Raw genomic sequence first — 20,222 nt, 5'->3', positions numbered from 1 at the left:
CGGCCCGGTACCACTGGTAGCTGTAGCTCCGCCCATCGCCGTCGGCGTCGCTCCAGCTGCCGTTGGTCGTGGTCAGCGCGTTGCCCACCGTCGCCGTGCCCGTCACGCTCGGAGCCGCGCTGTTCACCGGTGCGCTGTTGAGAATGGCGGTGTAGGCCGAGGTGGCCGTCGGCGTGCCGCCCTTGCCGTCATTGGCCGTCACCACCACGCGCAGGTACTTGTGCGCGTCCGAGGTGGTCAGCGTGTAGCTGGAGCTGGTTGCCCCGCTGATCGACGCGGCGTTGGTGCCGTTGCTGTCGTCGGCACGGTACCACTGGTAGCTGTAGCTCCGCCCGTCGCCGTCGGCGTCGCTCCACGTGCCGTTGGTCGTGGTCAGCGCGTTGCCCACCGTCGCCGTGCCCGTCACGCTCGGAGCCGCGCTGTTCACCGGCAGGCTGTTGGTGATCGCCGTGTAGGCCGAGGTGGCCGTCGGCGTGCCGCCCTTGCCGTCATTGGCCGTCACCACGACACGCAGGTACTTGTGCGCGTCCGAGGTGGTCAGCGTGTAGCTGGAGCTGGTTGCCCCGCTGATCGACGCGGCGTTGGTGCCGTTGCTGTCGTCGGCCCGGTACCACTGGTAGCTGTAGCTCCGCCCATCGCCGTCGGCGTCGCTCCAGCTGCCGTTGGTCGTGGTCAGCGCGTTGCCCACCGTCGCCGTGCCGCTCACGCTCGGCACCGCGCTGTTCACCGGCAGGCTGTTCAGGATCGCCGTGTAGGCGGAATAGGCGGTCGTCGTGTTGGAGTTGCCGTCGTTGGCGATCACCGCCACGCGCAGGTACTTATGCGCGTCGGAGGTGGTCAGCGTGTAGCTGGCGCCCGTCGCTCCGCTGATCGAGGCCGCGTTGGTGCCGTTGGTGTCGTCCGCCCGGTACCACTGGTAGCTGTAGCTCAGCGAGTCGCCGTCCGGATCGCTCCAGACACCGTTCATCCTGGTCAGCGCGTTGCCAACCGTCGCCGTGCCCGTCACGCTCGGCAGTGTGGTGTTCACCGGCGCGCCGTTGCCAGCCGCCGCCACCTGCGACGAGTAAGCCGAGGACGCCGTCTGCGTCCCGCCCTTGCCGTCGTTGGCCGTCACCACCACGCGCAGGTACTTGTTCAGGTCGCCCGCCGCCAGCGTGTAGCTGGAACTGGTCGCTCCACTAATCGACGCGGCGTTGGTGCCGTTGCTGTCGTCGGCTCGGTACCACTGGTAGCTGTAGCTCCGCCCGTCGCCGTCGGCGTCGCTCCACGTGCCGTTGGTCGTGGTCAGCGCGTTGCCCACCGTCGCCGTGCCCGTCACGTTCGGAGCCGCGCTGTTCACCGGTGCGCTGTTGAGAATGGCGGTGTAGGCCGAGGTGGCCGTCGGCGTGCCGCCCTTGCCGTCATTGGCCGTCACCACCACGCGCAGGTACTTGTGCGCATCCGAGGTGGTCAGCGTGTAGCTGGAGCTGGTTGCCCCGCTGATCGACGCGGCGTTGGTGCCGTTGCTGTCGTCGGCCCGGTACCACTGGTAGCTGTAGCTCCGCCCGTCGCCGTCGGCGTCGCTCCACGTGCCGTTGGTCGTGGTCAGCGCGTTGCCCACCGTCGCCGTGCCGCTCACGCTCGGCACCGCGCTGTTCACCGGCGCGCTGTTCAGGATCGCCGTGTAAGCCGAATAGGCGGTCGTCGTGTTGGAGTTGCCATCGTTGGCGATCACCGCCACGCGCAGGTACTTGTGCGCGTCGGAGGTGGTCAGCGTGTAGCTGGAACTCGTCGCCCCGCTGATCGAGGCCGCGTTGGTCCCGTTGGTATCATCCGCACGGTACCACTGGTAGCTGTAGCCCAACGAATCGCCGTCCGGATCAGTCCAAACACCGTTCACTCTGGTCAGGGCGTTGCCCACCGTCGCCGTGCCCGTCACGCTTGGCGGCGTGGTGTTCACCGGCGCGCCGTTCAAAGATCCGCCCGTCGTTGAGACGTTGACCTTGACTGGCGCACTCATGAGATTCCCGGCGCTGTCCTTCGCCACGACATAGAGGTCGTAGTCGGTGCCGGCGGTCAGCCCGGTGATCGATCCGCTGCCGTCGAACGGGGACGACGACGCGTTCAGGCTGCCGGACTTCAGCGCCGCTCCGCCGCCGGAAGCCGTGCCCGCTTCCACTTCCGCGGCGGTCGGGGCGGTCGCGTTGCGGGGGACCAGGACATAGTAAATGGTTCCCGCCTCGTTGAGGCTGGCGGACAGGGAGAAGCCAGTGTTGGTGATGCTGGACGTGGCGGCGGCGACATCGAAGGTCGGCGCCACTTGGTCCACCGTGTGGGTGCTGCCGGTGAAGCCCGTTGCGATGTCGTTGTTCGCCGTGTCCTTGATGCCGGTGCCGGTGCCTTTCAAATTCAGCCCCAGCGATCCGGCGCCGGAGATGCCGGTGATCGAAACCGTGTAGACGCTGGCGGACACCTGGGTGACGGTGCCGATCGTGCCGGAGGCTGTGCCGGTCGTTGCCAGCGTAAAGTCGGAGGCGTCGACTCCGGACACGCCCTCGCTGAAGGTCACGGTGTAGGTGACCGAGGATGCGTTAGCCGCCGGCGTACCGGACACCGCGATGCTGCTGACCGTCGGAGCCGTCGTGTCGCCTGCGGTCACGGAAACCCCAACGAAACCAGGCAAGGAGGTTTTGCCGGTGTCGTCGGTAACGGTGAAGCTGACCAGCCGCGAGCTGTTGGCCGTGCTCGTCGTGGCGTAGGTGATGTTGGCCATCAGCGCACTGACCGCCGCAGCATCAGCGTTGGCGTTGAACGTGATGATCAGATCGGCGCCATTGCCGCCCGCCACCGTACCGATGACCGATCCACCGTAGGTGACGTTGCTGCCGCTCACGCCGATCTGACCGGCGCCGGTGCCCTGATTGCGGATGCCCAACACGTCGTTGGCTGTCACGCTGTCGACCGCCACCGTCAGGTTGCCGCCGTTGAACGTGGTGCTGTCGCTGTCGATGACCGTCGCAGCTGTTCCCTGGTCGATCACCTGGGCGCCCGACCCGGCCGTGTAGGACAGGGTCTCGCTCGGCTGGACCGACATGACGACGTCGAAGACCAGCTTGTCCCCGACCGCGACTTCATGGCCGGTCGGCGCGAAGGTGCCCGGCACGTAGAACGAGAAGACCTTGCCGTTGACGCTTCCGACGATCTGGCTTTCGTTCGCGAAGTTCGCGCTGGACCCCGTCAGATTCTTGGTCACCTGCGTGAAGGAGCCGAGGCTGCCGTTGGGCCCGTTCTCGAAGGTGAAGCTGTAGGTGAAGTTGCCGCCCTGCGTGTTGTAGCCGCCCGGCGGAACCACGAGTGTGATGCGGGCCGTTGTACCGCTCAGGAACTCCACATCCATCTCGAAGCTGGCATAGGTGAGGTAATCGGTTCCCGGCACGCCCACCGGCACCGCAGTCGCGGAGTCGTTGGCGCCGCCCAGGAAATCGTCCCCGTTCGTGACGTACATCTTCAGGTCGAGGATGCTCAGGCCGCTGACGACCGGAGCGGCGTTGGACGCCTCGTTCACGTCGGTGACCGTCACCGAAATCGTCTGATCGGTGGTGTTGCCGTTGGCGTCCGTGGCCCGCACCACGACAACATAGACGTTGTTGCCGTCCGAATCCGTGGGCGATTCGTAATCCGGTGCGGCTGCGAAGGCCAGCGCCGCGCCGGACAGCGAGAATTTCGCCTGATCGGCGCCGCCAACCAAGCTGTAGGTGACCGGGCCGTTGCTGTCCGTCGCGGCCAGTGTGACGACCGCCGTCGTGTTTTCCGCAACCGAAGGCGTGGCGGAGGAGGTGAAAACCGGGGCGTCCAGGTCCACCGTGTGGGTGCTGCCGGTGAAGCCCGTTGCGATGTCGTTGTTCGCCGTGTCCTTGATGCCGGTGCCGCTCCCCTTCAGGTTCAGCCCCAGCGTGCCGGTGCCGGAGATGCCGGTGACCGACACCGTGTAGACGCCGGCGGACACCTGGGTGACGGTGCCGATCGTGCCGGAGGCCGTGCCGGTCGTCGCCAGCGTGAAGTCGGAGGAGTCGACTCCGGACACGCCTTCGCTGAAGGTCACCGTGTAGGTGACCGAGGATGCGTTGGCCGCCGGTGTACCGGACACCGCGATGCTGGAGACGGTCGGCGGCGTGGTGTCGACGACGGTGCCGAGGGTGATGGTGCTGGTCCGCGCGGTGCTGGTCGTTTCGCCGTCGTTGACGACGACCGTGGCGGTGCGCGCGCCCGCGGTGAAGCTGCCGGCGGAGTTCTTGTATTGGATCAGGCGGATCACCGCCTGGTAGTTCGCCACGGAAGCCGCACCGCTCAGGGTGATCGTGGCGCCGTCGTTGGCGAGCACCGCGATGCCTAACATCCTGGCGGTGCTGATATCCGCCGTGGAGAGCGTCAGCGTTTCGTTTCCGGTGTCGACCACGCCGCTCAAGGTGATGGTGGCGCCGAGCAGGCGGGTGTCGGTGTCCGTCTGCGCCAGGGTGGCGTTGGGCGCGATGAGCACACCGGAACTGGGAGTCCCGCTGCTGACGGACTCGTCGCTTCCACCTCCCGCCCCGTTCAGGTCGACCGTTGGTGCCCCGGTGTTCCAATGCACTTCGTAGGCGCCGAGGTCGAGCAAACCGTCGCGGATGCGGTCGATGCCGCGGATGTCGTAGCTGCCGCCGTAGCGGTTCGCGTTGCTGCTGTCGCCGGCGTTGATGAAGGTCGTCGCGGTCGAGGCCGGACGATAGTCGCGCAGGCTGGTAGTGGCGTTGGTGGAGTCGACGAAGATCGCATTGCCGGTTATGGCACCCTGATAATTGTTGCCTGCGTTCAGGGTGATCTTGTCACTGTTGTAAATGATGGCGTTCGGATCGGCAAAACTCGTCCCGGCAAGATTGCCGGAGTTCCCCGCAATGATCGTGTTGTAAACGTTCACGGTCGCCGATGCACCGGAATAGGTGCCGATTCCTGCCGTCTTGACACCGACAGCGCCGGCGTCGTTGTTAACGTAGCTGTTATTGACAATGGTGACGTTGCGTATGTTTACCGTATAAGCAGCGGTGTTGTGCGTTTGCGCAATAATGGAGCCCGGGTAGAGAGCCGAATTCGAGCCCATGTTCATGACGTAGTGGTTGTCTGCAAACAGACTGTTCTCGATCGTCAGCGTGTCGTTCACCTGCGCGCGAACGACCGCGAAGCCCGCCGTACCGACCACCACACCTGTGTTGTCGCGAAAAACCGAGTTCTTGATCGTCAGGGATGTGGACGCGGTGGTCGTGACGATGGCGTTGTTCAGGTTGTTCCTGAATATCACGCCATCCACTTCGAGCGACCCGTTCTGCAACGTCAGCGCGCCCTGCAGGGCGGAACCCGAATAAAAGCGCTCCATGATGACGTTCTTGACCGTCAGCGTATTGCCGGACGAATTGAAGAGGATGCCCCGGTAGTCCGTCGTCGCAGGCACATTGCCGGTGTTCGCGCCGGAGATCGTGATGTCGGCGATACCGTCGCCGTTCACGTCGCCGTTGATCGCGAAGCTCTGATTCGCCGCCGTCAGCATGGTCGTCGTGACGCCCAGGGAAATCTTGCTGGAGACCAGCGTCGAACTGAACTCGATCACGTCCCCGGCGGCCGCGTTGACGATCGCGTGGTTCAACGATCCCGCCGCCGTTCCGGTCGCCGACGTAACGACCACGGTTCCCAGCCGGCCGCTGAAGGTCTCCATGGACGACAGGGCAAAGGGAATCGCGGCCTCGATGGACCCGCTTTGGACCTCCAGCGTCCAGTTCTGTCCTGGGGCGCTGCCGGTCTGATCGTTGGACACCGCCACGTCGGCTCCGGTGAGCCGATGGACCGTCTGAACGAATTCCTGCCCCACCTCTCCGGCGCCGACGTTGCAAGCGTAGAAAAGAAGATCGCCGCCGGGCTTCAGCGCAGCGCCGATCGCCTGGAGATCCTGCCCGCGATTCGCCAGCCCGTCCGCCCAATAGGCGCGACCGGCAATATAAAGATGGCCTTCGTTGCCGTGGCTGACGACCTGGACGGAATCCAGGCCGGACATCCCGGAAAGCGCCTTCGCCATCTGGCCGAGCGCTTCCTGCTGGGAGTCGAGCAGGATGACCTTGGCGTCGGGGGCGATGTCCTTGATCAGCGTCTGGTAGTCGTTCACGCTGGTGTCGACGAACACCACCGACCGGACCGTTCCCTGAACCTGAGCGGTTTGCGCCGTCACCGCCGCAGGTTCGGCGTGCGGCGGAGCGGAGGCGGCCGGGGGCGCCGCCACAGGAACGTTCGACTCCTTGGCGGCCCAATCGGCGAGTTTGTCGGCATCGGCCGTCTTGGCGGCGCCCTGATCGCCCGGCACGGGCTGATCGGGTTGCTGATGGACCTCGGCAACCGTGGCGGCGCCCGCCGCGTCGAACATGAAGCGCGGTTCGAGAGCCATCGCGAACATCGATGAGGACGGCTTATGCGTCTTGTCGGAACGCCCGTTCACGCTGTTGCCGTTCGAACCACGCTTGCGCGCCATCATCCGTCTCCCGCCATACGCAGCACCGCCCGACCTTAAGCCGAAAGCGGTCACCAAAAAGTGAATAGCCTGCGCGAGGGTACCACCTTTTCACAGTGGTTGACAGCGCATGAGTCTATAAAAGCGGCAAGAGAGGCGCCCGATTTGCGTCAATTCGCATCATCGAGGAGAACAGAGCGTCATAATTTGATGCATTTGTTTCTGCAAAGCGCTCTCTATTTCATTGCTGAAACGAGCGCATATGTTGGTATGCTTTTCACGCCGGCATTTCGCCGTGAGAGAAGGCGCGGCGTGGCGGGGGCAAACATTTGCGTGCAAAACACCGCACACCGATGTCACAGGCCCCGCACGCCATGACCGCGCTGGAATTCAACCCGGAAGACGCGAACCGCGCGGTCGCGTCACCAAGAAGAGCGGCGTCAGGAGGCGCCGCCCTGCTGCATCTGCGCCGGCAGAATTTGCGGCGGCAGGTGCTGGATCCCCGGATGACCGGGCGGCAGCCAGATCAGCTCAAGGGAAGGCGATGTCTTCGCCAGGAGATCGAAGCCCAATCGGTGATAGAACCAATGGACGCGCGTATCCACCTCGGCCACCGACAAGGTGATCGGAATGCGCATTTGCGCCGCGGTCCCCTGGAAGCTGCGCAGCAGATCGGTGCCGATGCCCTTGCCACGGGCCAGACGATGGATCTCCACCTCCGACACGCGCCAGTCATAGCGCCCCAGATCCATGACGATCCGCCCCACCGGTTGGCCTGTCTTCTCGACGACAAAATCCAGATGTTCCGGGTAACGGCTCTCCTGCCCCATCCGCCGCGCGCCGTACTGCTGTTCGTAGAGCGTCCGGATGAAGTCGCGGTCGTGATGCGCCTTGGCCAGCCAGGGGCGCGCGTCCATGAAAAGGCCCATCAGGAAGTCGTCATCCGAAGGGCGGGAAAACCGCACCGTCAACCCGCCGAGCAGCGGCAGCGACCCATTCAGAACGGCCATCGGCCACACCCCTTCCGGTAGCACAAGCGTGCGCCTTGAATAGCCGAAGATGCGGGCCTGACGCAAGAATCGCCGCGGCGGACCATCGCCACGGCGGGCACTGTTCGAGTCGTCAACCTCAGCGTTGGTCCCCTCGGAGCGGCCATAGGCTCTTATCGCCTCATTCGACGGCGGGCTCCGGTCGCATGTGCGACCGGAGCCCGCCGTCGCGGTCCAAAGCGGATTACAATCCGCTTTAACACCGCTGGCGATCGAGCGGACGCGCCGCCCACAATCCGGTGAAGGCGGCCAAGCGCATACGCGAATATGCAATCACAAGATGGTAATGCAAAGATAACAATCGGAAAAAGTAACTTTTTGTATCGTCTATTGCTCAGGCACTAGCCGGTCGGGAGAATATGTCGGTATGTTTTCTATCACATTCGGCGGCGTGGCGCGTCCCTAGGAGAACGCTGGCCACAGGCCGCCGCAACCGGTTTCTTACACAGGAGGTTTCGCCATGGAAGTCTACCTCGGCCTGATTTTCCCGTTCACCGGCGCCTACGCCCCCCAGTACACGGCCCAGTGCCTGGGGCAGCAGATGCAGGTCAGCCAGAACCAGGCTTTGTTCGCGATCACCGGCGCGATGTATGGCGGCAACGGCACGACCAACTTCAACCTCCCGGACCTGCGCGGCCGCGTCATGATCGGCTCGGGCACCAGCCCGTACCTGAACAATCTGACGCTCAATCCGGGGAACTTCGGTGGTGTCGCGAACAACGCGCTCACCCTGCAGAATCTGCCGGCGCACACCCACGCCGCGACCTTCACGCCATCGGGCAGCAGCACCAACGCGACCGTCTCCGCCGCTGCGGCCATTCCGGTGAGCACCGTCGTCGGCGCCAGCAGCACCCCGGTGGGCGGCAACAACTATCTCGGCGCGTTCCAGCTCGGCGATCCCGGCGGCGTTGGCGTCACCATGGACGGCCCCTACAGCTCCGGCACCGCGCCGAGCGGCTCGGCGCTGGTCGGTTCGGCCACCGGCACCGTCACGCTGGGCGGACTGACGGGCACGATCAGCATTTCGGCGGGTGGCGGCGTCACCAACCCGTCTCCGGTGAACAACATGCAGCCCTATCTGGCCCTGACCATGCTGATCGTCACCAGCGGCATCTTCCCGATGCGCGACTGATCCGGGGACACTCCTCGATCGTCGAACACCGGATGGACGGATGCGGCGCGTTGGCTATGCATGCCCGGAACGCCAGCCGTACTTTCAGAACTTGAGCCCGGACCTTTGAGATGACCATCGACATCGCCACCATCTCCCACGAGATGTTCGCCCCGCATCTCGGCCAGACGTTCCGTTTCGTGGCCCCGGAGGACGGGTCCGTGATCACGGACGTCGAGCTGACGAAGCTGACGGCACGTCCGGAATGCACGCCGCGCTGGGCGAAGCGCACATCTTTTTCGGCCCTGTTCGAAACCTACGGCCCCAGCCAGCTGTGGAACGGCAATTACCAGATCGACCATCCGACGATGGGACCGCTGGGACCTTTCTACATCGTGCGGGTCATTCCGCGCGACCCGGAGCGGGGCTGCTTCGAGCTGATCCTGAACTGAGCCCCGGCCGTCCGACGCCTTCGCGACACCGCGTACCGTCCGTCCCAGCGCATCGCTTCCACCGGAGATTTCGCCATGGATTTCTACATAGGGTCCGTCTTTCCATTCGCCGGCAACTTCGCCCCCGTGAACACGCAGCAATGCCTGGGACAAGCTGTCAACTCGGCCCAGTACCAGGCCCTGTGGGCGATCACGGCCGGGGCCTTCGGCAGCGGGCCGAACAACTCGACGTTCAACCTGCCGGACCTGCGCGGCCGCGTGATGGTGGGGCCGGGCACCAGCCCCTACACCAGCAGCACGATCAACACCGGCAATGCCGGCGGAGCGCAGTTCACGACGGTCAGCGGCAACAATCTGCCGGCGCACACCCACGGCGCCGCCTTCCAGGGCGGCAGCGCGGGCGGCACCGTGCCGTTCAACGCGACGGTCACCGTCCCGCTGAACCCTGCCGTCGGCACCAGCAACATCCCGTCCGCCATTCCCGCGGTGCTGGGTGGACAGTTCATCGACCCCAGCTACGACGTTGTCCTCGACGGCCCCTACATCCCGGCTTCAAGCCTGCCGACGCCGCCAACCGGAAGCTCACTCACGGGCGCGCTCTCCACGCAAGGCACGGTCAGCGGCGGTCCCACAGGTGCCACCGTGGCGGTGAGCCCGGGTGGCGGCGTCATTTCCACCCCGGTCGCCCTCAACAACCTGCAGCCTTACCAGTCGCTGTTCTTCTTCATCTTCATGCTGGGCTATTTCCCGTCGCGTGATTGACGCGGAGAGCCCCGGTCCCTTCCGGTGGGCCGGGGTCCTGCCCGCGCACGGCGCCCGTCGCGCCCGTGCCGATGCGGTCGAGCAGGTCATCCAACAGGTCGGCGAAGCGCTCCCGCGCGACGCGCTCCATCAGGCTGTGATCGGCCCCGGCGAGGCGCTCCATCCACAGCCCGCCCATCCGGCGCAGCCGCCCCCCGTCCGGCCCGGCCTGTGCCTCCAATTCGCCCAGCGTCACGTCGCCCGCGCTGTGCACCATCAGTGTGCGGACTCCGCGGTCGGTCAGCGCCTGGAAGGCGTGGAGCACGTCGTCCCGCGCGTAGCCCCGCCCCGTCAGCCCCGCCCTAAGCCGCCCCGCGCTGATGCGCAGGCGGCGGGCCGCCCGTTCCGACAGGCCTCGGGCGACGCGCGACGCCTTGCGGTCCTGGCGCAAGATGGCCCGCCACACCGCCGGCTCGGTCAGCCTGGGAAGATACGCGGCGGCCGGCTTCACCGCGCTGCCGATGGCCTCCTCCTGCGTCACCCCGTCCCCCAGAACGAAGCGGCCCGGATTGACCAGCGCCAGCCCGACGACGCGCGGGTCGGCCAGCGCGACGTGCAGCGCCACCGCCGCACCGGCACACAGCCCGACGGCGACCGCGGCGCCATGCCCCGCCGCCAGCGCGTCCAGCCCGGCCTGCGCGTCCTCCACCATGTCCCGGCAATAGATCAGCCCGTCGCGGCGCCCCGGCTTCGACGCGCTGTCCCCCAGCCCGCCCAGGTCCAGGCGCAGCGAGGCGATCCCCCGCGCCGCCAGACGCCGGGCCAGCCGCACCGACATGCGCCCGGTGCCGGTGTGCGGCGTGGCGCCGCTGTTCAGCAGCAGAACGGCGGGCCGCTCGATGGCCGCAGCGGTCGCGGGTTCGCAAAGGATGCCGAACAGACCCGCGCCGGAACCGAAGCGGAGCGGGCGCTCCACCGCGCCGGGAAGCCGCAGACGGGGAGCGGACGCCTCCCCCCTCCGGCCCGGCACGGCGGGCGCCATGCCCGGTGCCAAGTCTGGCGCCAAATCCGGCGCCAGCCAAGCCGCCGCCCGCGCAAAGGCCGAACAGTCCAGGGCCGCGTGCCGGACGCTGCTCATCAGCAGCGCGTGGTCGGGGAAGGGCGCCTCCTCGACGTCGGCCCCCAGCGCGCGGAACCGCTCCGCCAGAACGGCGGCGCGGCCCTCCGGGCGGTCGAGGATCAGCACGCGCCGGGCCGGGGCCTCCGCCATGCGCGTGAGATCGAGCCCCCGCAACGCCTCCGCCGCCTCCGGAGTCAGGCGGAACCCGGCACTGTCGATCCCTTCCGGCCCGACCGCAGGCGGGGCATCCGCCGGCCGTTCGGCAAGCAGCGCCACCGCCCGCAACTCTTGCAGGAAGGCCCGGCCCGAGGGGAAGGGGGACAGCAGGACCAGGGCATCCGCCCCGACCTCGCGGGCCGCCGCCGCCGCGAGCAGCGCGCCCAGCCGCAACCCCACCAGAGCCACCTCCTCCACCCCCGCGACGGCACGCAGATGGGCTGTCGCGGCGCGGATGCCGCCGAGCCACGCCTCCAGGCGGGCCGGATCGTCCTCGTCGCCGGCGCTGTTTCCGGTGCCGGGATAATCGAAGCGCATCACCGGCAGTCCCGCCGCGGACAAGCGCTCGGCGAAGCGCCGCCAAGCCCGGTGGGTTGCCAACGCCTCCCCGCCGTAAGGCGCGCACAGCACGACGCCGCGCCGCCCGCTCGCCGGGTGCAGCCAGCCGAAGCAGTCCGAGAACAGAATGGGCATGGAGGGCTCGGGCGTCATGCGATCCACCGGTAGCGCGTCGGGTCCTGTCCGTTCAACGCATGGACCTCGCCATCGGGCACCGCCGCGCCGGGATGGCGCGGGATCAGCCGCACCCGGCGCTCTCCTCCCGGCGACAGATGGAACCATTCCTCCTCCGCCCGGAACATGTCGTCCTCGATGTGGACGGAGCGGGCAAGCCGCCGGCTGGACAGGATCAGCGCCCACCCCTGACCCGTCCGCTCCACGCGGGCGCCCAAGCCCAGTTCCGAGCGCTCCATCCGGCCGCCCCGGACAAAATGAAAAGCGTCCGCCACCAGCGCGCCGGACCGCGGGTCGGACAGCGTCGCCACCACCGCGTCGTGCGCGGGCGGGCCGAAGCGGTAGGCTCCGGTCAGGTCGACAAAGCGGTCGGCAAGCGCGGCCACCGGAACCATCTGGGCGCTGCGCGGCGGCAGGGTGACCTCCCGCTCGGCCCGCAGCACCGGCACCTCGCCCCGCCGCAGGGCGGTCAGGGTCAGCGCCGCCTCCACCGGCTCCGCCGTCTCGTTCAGCAGATGGATCGCCAGCCCGTTCACCCCCTCGTCGGTCACCAGGGCCTGCACGGGCCGGAAGGCCCGGCGCAAGGCGTGCCAGGCCGCCTTCGGCACGCCCGCGGAATCGACCACGCCCCAGCCGGCTCCCGGCCAGGCATCCTGGAACATCCAAACCAGTCCGCCCCGGCAGGAGGAGCCGGCCCGCCGCCATTCCGCGAAGACGGCTTCCATCACCTCCCCCGTCACCGCGCGGGACAGCCGCGCGTAGCGGTCGGGGTCCTCGTACCGCAGGACCATGGGATCGACGCCGTGCAGCATCCGCAGATAATGGTCCCGCACATCCTCGAAATCCCACGAGGCGCCGGGATCGCGCGGCACGCGCGCCTTCCAGCGCGGGTCGTGGACCGCCGGCACGCCGGGCAGCGCTCCCGCCGCCGGCATGTTGGCGAAGGCGAGGCATTCGGACGCGAAGCGGACATTCGCCCGGCGCGCGTCCTCCAGCGGGCGCAGATAGGCGCCGACGCCGTAGTAATGGGTCACCCCCACGTCGGCGGCGAAGGGCAGAGGCCCACCGGTCGGGGAGTTGGCGACGTAGGGCACGTCGGGGCGGCCCCGTTCCGCCTCGTCCCGCAGAACGGTGTCGAACAGCGGCTGGCTCCAGCGCTCGCGCGGCAGGCCGAGCATGGCCGCCTGCTGCTCCGCCTCGCTGCCGCCGCACAGCACGGCCAGCGACGGCGAGCCCTGAACCCGGTCGAGAAACCGTGCCGCCTCCCGCCGGACGCCGTCGAGGAACGGCTCGTCGGCCGGGTAGTCGAAGTTGGCGAACATGAAATCCTGCCAGACGAGAATTCCCATCTCATCGCACAGGTCGAAGAAGGCGTCGGCCTCGTAAACGGCGATGCCCGGCACCCGCAGCATGGTCATGCCGGCCTGACGCGCCAGGTCCAGCCAGGGGCCGTAGGCGTCGCGCGTCCCCGGCAGGGCGACGATGTCGGGGCTGCTCCAGCAGGCGCCGCGGCAGAAGACCGGCTCCCCGTTGATGCGCAGGGCGAAGCCGTCGCCGGGCTCCCGCTCAATACGGCGGAAGCCGGTGCGGCCGAGGTCGATCCGTTCGTCGCCCACCACCGCTCGCACGGCGTGGAGCGCCGGTCTGCCGTGGCTATGCGGCCACCAGGGTTCGACTTCCGGCAGGCGGATGTCGCCGCGCAGTTCCCCCGGCCCGGTCCAGCGGAGCGGCGCCCGCGCCTCACCCACCTCCAGCCAGCCCGGCGGGGGGGCGGGCCCGCTCCATTCCGCCGTCAACGCCAGGGATAACCGACCATCCCTCCCCTCCAGCGTGGCGCGCATGTCCGCCGAGCGGACGCGCAGCGGACCATCCTCCGTGATCAGTTCCACCGGACGCCAGGGGCCGACCGACGGCACGGGCGGACACCAGCCGGGCATGTGCCCCAGCAGCGTGGTCCGCACCGCGCGCAGCCCCGCCGGTTCGGCCAGCCGCACCGGCCAGCGCCCCCGCCCCTTCCGCGCCCTCAGCACCGGGTTCAGGGCGCGAAAGACGATGCGCAGCGCGTGCGTGCCGCGCAGCGTGACGGGCACGTCGTGGCGTTGGAACATGCTGTCGCTGGACAGGATCCGCTCCCCGTCCAGCCAGACCTCCGCAATGGTGGCCAAGCCGTGGAAGCGCAGCGTGCAAGGCCCCTCACCGCTCAGCCGCACCCGGTACCAGACGTCACGGTCGTGGAGGGGAAGCGGTTCGCCCAGCCGGTAGAGCCCCGCCTCGCGCAGCGCCTGGGCGACGGTGCCGGGCACCGGGGCGGGCAGCCAGTCCCCGCCGGGCGTCGCCCCCGGCTCGGTCACGCACAGCTCCCACCCCGCGGACAGGGGCGTCACGCTGCGGCCCGTCACGGCGTGAAGGCGCGCCATCGTCCGTCACCCGCAATGACGGAGCAGCGCGCCGAGCGCGCGGTCGTACGCTCGCTCCATCGCCTCCAGCGGTTCCGCGTAATCGCCGAAGCGCCGCCGGTGCACGCCGCGCGCGAGTTGGAACTGAAAGGCCTTGGCGGTGGCGGAGAGGGTGGCGCAAGCCTCCGCCGCGTCCGTCGGCCCGCCGATCCAGCGAACATGCATCCCGAGAAGCTCGAAGTTCGCCCCCACCTGCCGCAGCGTGTTGAAAGCGTAGAGATGGAAATAGTCCATGGATCGGGCGGCCAGAATCTCCAGATGCTCCGGCAGCGCGGTGCGGAAGGCGGCGATGGGGTTGCCCGCCGGGCGCCGGCGCAGATGGTGGGACAGCAGCCCACGCGAGGCGTCCATCAAAGCCTCCCCCTCCAAGGCCGGGCCGCTGCGCTTCACGAACTCCACATAGGGGAAGAGGGGGGCGGGGGCGAACAGGCCGTCGTAGTCCTCCCCTTCCAGCGTGAAGCGCCCGGCGTTGTGAATGTAGTCAAGCCGCCGCGCGCCCGCGTCCATACCGAGGGTCGCGATGGTCGTCTTGACGTGCTGCGCGTGGTACGACGTCCCCCGCGTGTCCGGCAGGTGATAGCCGTCCACCTCGACCAGCACCGGGTGGCCGCGCGCCACCTGCACCGCCGCGTGGGTCTCCACCCGGTCGTAGAGGGCGAGTTCCTGCACCTCCAGCCCGTAGAGCCGGCGCAGATCCTCCGGCGGCACCTTGAAGAAGGTGAACTGGTCGCCTTCGAAATCCTGCGCGACGGTGAAGGCCAGGGCCGCCATCGGCTCCATCCCCAGCGCCCGCAGCAGCCCGAGCCACAGGTCGGTGTAGCAGTTGGTCTCCGCCCAGTCGCGGTCCGGCCTGTCGAGCGGATGCGCCATGCCCGGCCTCCCCTGCCCGCTCAGCCCCACATGACGGCGCGCACGGCGGCGGGCCACGCCTTCACGTCCAGGCCGTGATGGCGGAACAGCGCCAGTGCCACCCGCTCCATCCCGAAGCCGACGCAGGCCGTGTGGGCGACCGCCCCGTCGGGCGTCCGCAGGTCCCACAGCAGCCCGAAATGGTCCTGATGGTAGTTGAAGCTGAGGCAGGCGGTCGGCTGGTCCGCCGACGCGATGGGGATCAGCAGTTCGAACTTCAGCCCCTGGTCGCGCTGGCTGGCCGCCAGCATCCGTCCGGCCCGCCCGAAGAAGGGGTCGTTCGCCAGATCGACAGCCACCGGCAGGGCCAGCGATTCCATCAACGCCCGCCCCCGCTCCACCCAGCGCTGCCGGAAGTCCATCACCTGCTCCGGCGTGCCGACGCGCACATACTCGCGCATCCGGAAGAGCTGCATCCGCGCCGGATCCAGCGACGGTTCATGGCGGAAGCAGTAGGAGTAGACGTCGACCAGCGCCCCGTCGGCGGACAGCGGCCCGCGCTCCGCGATGGTCGGGTAGACGGGGTAGCAGGCGGCGGGCGTCAGAACGACGTTGGTTGCCATCTGGGAGTCGGTCCACTCCTCCCCCTCCTCCAGTCGGCGCAGCAGGGATTGATGGGCGCGCTCGTCGCCCTTGAAGGCGTGGACGGTGCCGGCCAGATGCGGGAAGCTCTTCAGATAGCCGCTCTGTTCGAACTGGTGACGGGCCACCCCGGGGGGAAAGCGCATCACGTCCGCCCCGTCGTCACCGCCCCAGGTGGTGATCAGGTCGTTGAAGCGCTCCACGACATCCTCGAAGACGCCGCTGCGGCCGTACAGCCCGTCGACCCCCGTGGGAATCAGCAGCCCAGCCGCGATCAGCGCGTCGCGGAACGCCGCCTGCCCGTTCTCCACCGGTGTGCCCTCTGCCCGCATGTCCATCCGCCGCATTCCGTTCCGAAAAAGCCTCAGCCGAAGAGAGAACCGTTGTCCCTGTGCGCCAGCAGCAGGTTCGCCGTGTTGCCCAGTATCCGGTCGTTGTTGATCATCAAGGGTGCCGAATGGGCGTCGCGCAGGTGGCGGCATAGACTGTAGGGGCTGTCGTTGCGGTAGGCGGCCAGGCCCCCGGCCAGCATTGCCTGCCCCACGATCCGCACCACCATCTCCGCCGCTTCGGTCTTCAGTGTGTTCATGGCGACCGCGAAGCCCACAGAGGTGAGGCGGTCCGGATCGTCCGCCGCCTCCTCGAACCGGGCGAGCGCGCCGCGCACCATGCCGCGCATCGCCTGAAGGCCGGCGGTCGCCTCGGCCAGCCGCCGCCCCCCCGGCGGCGGGATGCCGGGGCGCTTGCGCGCCTCCGCCCGGATGAAGGCGGCGGCGCGAGCCACCGCGTCGGTCGCAATGCCCAGCCAGACGCTGCTCCACAGGATGTGGGTCACCGGCAGCATGGTGCGGGCGGAGATGTCGGCGTAGGGCAACGGCAGGATCTGCGCCCGCTCCGCGTCCGCCACCAGCCGGTAGCCGACGCTGCGGGTGCCCCGCATGCCCAGCGTGTCCCAGCCACCGATCTCCTCCAACCGCGTCTGCCCGCGCAGCACCGGCACGATGACCTGATCGGAGGGCGGCGAATCCGCCGTGCGCCGCGCCGTCACCAGGATCGCGTCGGCTTCCATCCCGTAGGAGATGACCGTCGCCTGCTTCTCCAGGCGGAAGGCCCCTCCCATCCCCCCTTCGATCGCGTTGGCCACCGCGCAGGCGCTGGAACGCACGTCGCCGCCGATCCCGGCCTCGGTCGTCGCGGAGGCGAGCAGGAGCTGCTCCCCGGCCAACCGCTCCAGAAAGCCGCGGTGCCAGTCGGCGCCCTGCCCGTGACGCACGAGGCAGGCGACCTGGATCTGGTGCATGGCGTAGATCAGCCCGCTGGACGGGCAATTCTGGGCCAGCGCGTGGGCCACCGCCGCGGCGTCGGCCAGACCGCCGCCGCCGCCGCCGAAGGCCCGCGGCACCATCAGGCCGAGCAGCCGCGCCTCCCTCAGAGCGGCGAAGGTTTCGGAGGGAAAACGGGCCTCGCGGTCCACGCTGTCGGCGTGGCGCCCGGCAACGGCGACGGCCCCGGCGGCGGCCTCCGTGGCCATCGCCGCCGGACCGTCCGGCGCGGGCGCCCTCATCCGGCCCCCGCCCCGCCCGACGCGCCGTCCAGCAAACCGGCGACCGCGGAACGGATCGCCGCGATGCTCTCGAAGGTGCGGCGGCGCAGCAAATGTTCCGGAAACTCGACGCCGTAGCGCTCCTCCAGCGCCAGCATCAGATTCACCGACCCATGGGAAGTCAATCCGGCGGCGTAGAGGTCGTCCTCCTCGGACAAGGCCGAGGCGTCGGTTGCCAACCCGCCACAGTCGGCCAGAAGCGCCCGGACGTCGGCCGTGCTGACCGCCGAGGCATCGCCGCCCCGCGGCGCCGATCCGGCTGCGATCTGCCAATCCGGTTGGCGCATGCTCATTCCTCCTACCCCCATTCAACCTCTGGCTTTCCCTGTGCCGGGACAACGCCACAAAACCTTAATTGTTCTGCGCCTTCCTCTGCTTTTCCGTATGCCTCGGGTGCTTTTCGGATGCCAACCGCTCCTCTTGCTTAACACCTGTGGCGATTGCCGTTGTCCCGGTCGGCTCTAACTTGAGCGGTGGTTCATCCAACAAACACAGGATTGGGAGATCACCATGGCTGTGCGGCAATCGGATGCGGAATGGCGCGGCAACCTGGCCCAGGGATCGGGCACCATGCGGCTGGGCAGCGGCGCGTTCGAAGGCGCCTACTCCTTCCCGTCGCGCTTCGAGAACGGCACCGGCACCAACCCGGAGGAACTGATCGCAGCCGCGCACGCCGGCTGCTTCTCCATGGCTCTGTCCGCCGGCCTGTCCAAGGCCGGGCATACGCCGACCCGCGTGCACACCACCGCCCGCGTCCATCTGGACAAGGCCGGCGACGGGTTCGCCATCACCAAAATCGAACTGGATTGCGAGGCCGAGATCCCCGGCATTGACGCCGATACCTTCCGGCAGCAGGCCGAGGGTGCGAAGAAGAACTGCCCGGTGTCCAAGGCCCTGGCCGGAACGGAGATCACCCTGAACGCCAAGCTTCTGTGATCGCGTGCGGCCCGGCAGCCTGCGAGGGCGCAGCGACCGCCGGGCCGGCACCGCCCATTAACCTCCGCCGTTGGAATTTGCCACATTGACACGGAGGAAACAGATCGGTAGTCCGCCGGGAATATGGTTTTCGACAAAATGCTGCATTTTTAAATCAGGGCATTCTTGAAATCGTTAAAACGGCAAAACTCCAGACCTATCGACAACGCAGCACAACCCCATCAATCTCGGCAAATAACCCCCACAACCACCCTTCACTGCGCAAGTATCCAAAAATCCATTATCTGATTTTCGCCTTAATTTTCCAGATTAGATAAAAATTATCCCGTGAATTTTTGAATTTCTCCAAGTTTTGTCTTGGCGGCGACGCGGCGCACCCGTTATGATCGATTGGTGTAAACCATTGGTCGTAACGCTTACGCCCCGCTCGCAAGGTGAATCGCCCATGCCGCCGTCGCCGTCTCCCCTCGAGTCGATCCGCCAAAGCCTGATGTCGGGCGGGCGCCTGCCGGCGATGGTCGCCGCTCCCATCGCGCTCGGCGTGTCGCTGGCCGCAAACGCGGCGCCGATGGACACGCTGACGACGGTCCAGAACCAGACCTTCTATCCAACCGCCGGCAACATCCTCATCACCAGCACCGGCGGTGTGGTCGACAGCGGCACCGGCAACCAGTACACCGACCTGACCACCGGCGTGTGGGTCCAGTCGTCCGGCGGATGGACCCTGACCAACCAGGGCACGATCAAGATTTCGGTCGACACCAACTTTTATCAGGCCGACGGCATCTACGCTCAAACCTACGGCACCATCATCAATTCCGGATTGATCTCGGTGCCGAAGACCTACCACGGCATCCTCCTGGCGAACTCGGCGGGTTCGCTGACATCGGTCATCGAAAACACCGGAACGATCATCGGCAATTGGTCCGCCATTGAAAGCTCCCACGCTCTCGTCCTCACCAACGGGTCCCCGTCCAACAGCACCGCGCTGATCAAAAACGTGCGGCCGACGACGGACCCCATGCAGACGGATTATGCGGCGGTCTCAGCCGCCTCCATCTCCAAGCAGTCCACCGTCACCAACTACGGCACGATCATCGGCACCGGTGACGTGCTGTCTGTCACCGGCCCGTCGACCATCGTCAACCACGGCACCATCGCCGCCGGAAGCGGTTTCAGCGCGATCAAGACCTTCGGCTTCGGGGCGGGCAGCTTCATCAACCTGAAGGACGGCAGCGTGCTGGTCGGCGGCATCCAGGCCGGAGGGCAGAACCAAGTCCTTCTTCTGGAGGGTGGCGGCACCCTGTCCGGACCGGTGTCCGGCCTGACCACCCTCAACGTCAACGGAACGGAGTGGACGCTGGGCGGCGTGAGTTCGGCCACGACCACGAACCTTCAGGCCGGCACGCTGCGTGTCAACGGTTCCCTGACCACCGGGTTGCAACTCAGCAGCGGCACGACGCTGACAGGCACCGGAACGGTCGTCGGCAACGTGACCAGCCCGTCCGGGACGACCGTGACCCCCGGCGGCTCCGGCGCGCCCGGAACCCTGACGGTCACCGGCAACTACACGCAGCAGAGCGGCAGCACTCTGGCGATCCGGACGACTTCTTCGTCGGCCAGCAAGCTGGCCGTCACCGGCACCGCCACGATCGGCGGCGACCTGTCCGTCACCTCCACCGGCAGCGGCTACGGCGACAGCACGACCTACACCATCGTGACGGCCACGGGCGGAGTGTCCGGCGCCTTCACCGCGATCACCGGCAGCGACGCGACGCTGACCCCGACGGCCACCTTCGACACGGCGAACAACCGCATTCAGCTCACTCTGACCAAGGTGACGCCGGAGCCAGAGCCGGAGCCGGAGCCAGAGCCGGAGCCGGAGCCGGAGCCCAACCCGAACCCCAATCCCGACCCTACTCCGAACCCCACCCCTGATCCTACCCCGAACCCCAATCCCGACCCCACTCCGAACCCCGATCCCACCCCAACCCCCAACCCCGATCCCGCCCCGAACCCAGGCCCTGAA

Annotated in this window: 13 protein-coding genes; 5 read left to right on the top strand and 8 right to left on the bottom strand. The window is 67.7% G+C overall.

Annotated features, from left to right (window positions below):
• Both ACFPMG_RS26715 and ACFPMG_RS26710 read right to left on the bottom strand, forming a co-directional pair.
• A partial coding sequence (locus ACFPMG_RS26715; RefSeq protein WP_376998268.1) for a DUF4347 domain-containing protein occupies positions 1-6,442 on the bottom strand: 6,442 nt, incomplete at its 3' end.
• Between the two features lie 503 nt (positions 6,443-6,945).
• Positions 6,946-7,515: a GNAT family N-acetyltransferase gene (locus ACFPMG_RS26710; protein WP_376998267.1), complete on the bottom strand. Its 570-nt coding sequence runs from the start codon at positions 7,513-7,515 to the stop codon at positions 6,946-6,948.
• 499 nt (positions 7,516-8,014) lie between these two features.
• Here ACFPMG_RS26710 and ACFPMG_RS26705 point away from each other — a divergent pair, with 499 nt between their 5' ends.
• From ACFPMG_RS26705 to ACFPMG_RS26695, 3 genes are all read left to right on the top strand, one after another.
• Entirely contained in the window at positions 8,015-8,686 is a 672-nt protein-coding gene (locus tag ACFPMG_RS26705; protein WP_376998266.1) for a phage tail protein, read from the top strand.
• A gap of 110 nt (positions 8,687-8,796) precedes the next feature.
• A complete protein-coding gene (locus ACFPMG_RS26700; protein ID WP_137117576.1) occupies positions 8,797-9,117 on the top strand; it encodes a DUF6916 family protein in 321 nt (106 codons plus the stop codon).
• A gap of 75 nt (positions 9,118-9,192) precedes the next feature.
• A complete protein-coding gene (locus ACFPMG_RS26695) occupies positions 9,193-9,879 on the top strand; it encodes a phage tail protein (RefSeq protein ID WP_376998265.1) in 687 nt (228 codons plus the stop codon).
• Here the strand turns inward: ACFPMG_RS26695 and ACFPMG_RS26690 are convergent.
• The 6 genes from ACFPMG_RS26690 to ACFPMG_RS26665 are packed head-to-tail and all read right to left on the bottom strand — an operon-like array spanning position 9,848 to position 17,544.
• Positions 9,848-11,668, bottom strand: coding sequence for an alpha/beta fold hydrolase (locus tag ACFPMG_RS26690; protein ID WP_376998264.1), 1,821 nt, complete (start codon positions 11,666-11,668; stop codon positions 9,848-9,850). The genes ACFPMG_RS26695 and ACFPMG_RS26690 overlap by 32 nt on opposite strands.
• A gap of 14 nt (positions 11,669-11,682) precedes the next feature.
• Positions 11,683-14,124, bottom strand: a complete 2,442-nt coding sequence (locus tag ACFPMG_RS26685; RefSeq protein ID WP_376998263.1) for a glycoside hydrolase family 2 protein — start codon at positions 14,122-14,124, stop codon at positions 11,683-11,685.
• Between the two features lie 6 nt (positions 14,125-14,130).
• The gene (locus tag ACFPMG_RS26680; protein ID WP_376998262.1) at positions 14,131-15,033 is read right to left on the bottom strand and encodes a DUF1839 family protein; all 903 of its coding nucleotides are present in this window, start codon (positions 15,031-15,033) and stop codon (positions 14,131-14,133) included.
• Positions 15,034-15,053: 20 nt separating this feature from the next.
• Positions 15,054-15,992: an amino acid--[acyl-carrier-protein] ligase gene (locus ACFPMG_RS26675; protein ID WP_376998261.1), complete on the bottom strand. Its 939-nt coding sequence runs from the start codon at positions 15,990-15,992 to the stop codon at positions 15,054-15,056.
• Positions 15,993-16,018: 26 nt separating this feature from the next.
• Complete coding sequence (locus tag ACFPMG_RS26670) at positions 16,019-17,218, bottom strand: acyl-CoA dehydrogenase family protein (protein ID WP_376998260.1); 1,200 nt, start codon at positions 17,216-17,218, stop codon at positions 16,019-16,021.
• Positions 17,215-17,544: an acyl carrier protein gene (locus ACFPMG_RS26665; protein WP_376998259.1), complete on the bottom strand. Its 330-nt coding sequence runs from the start codon at positions 17,542-17,544 to the stop codon at positions 17,215-17,217. The genes ACFPMG_RS26670 and ACFPMG_RS26665 overlap by 4 nt, the downstream gene beginning before the upstream one ends.
• Positions 17,545-17,767: 223 nt before the next feature.
• Between ACFPMG_RS26665 and ACFPMG_RS26660 the strand changes: the two genes are divergently transcribed.
• Both ACFPMG_RS26660 and ACFPMG_RS26655 read left to right on the top strand, forming a co-directional pair.
• Entirely contained in the window at positions 17,768-18,193 is a 426-nt protein-coding gene (locus ACFPMG_RS26660) for an OsmC family protein (RefSeq protein WP_094305710.1), read from the top strand.
• Positions 18,194-18,638: 445 nt separating this feature from the next.
• On the top strand, positions 18,639-20,222 hold a 1,584-nt coding region (locus ACFPMG_RS26655), incomplete at its 3' end, for an autotransporter outer membrane beta-barrel domain-containing protein (protein WP_376998258.1).

This window comes from Azospirillum himalayense (assembly GCF_042657465.1).
Classification (GTDB): Bacteria; Pseudomonadota; Alphaproteobacteria; order Azospirillales; family Azospirillaceae; genus Azospirillum; species Azospirillum himalayense.
The sequence above is the reverse complement of the archived record's forward strand: the minus strand, read 5'-3'. Positions and strand labels throughout refer to the sequence as shown.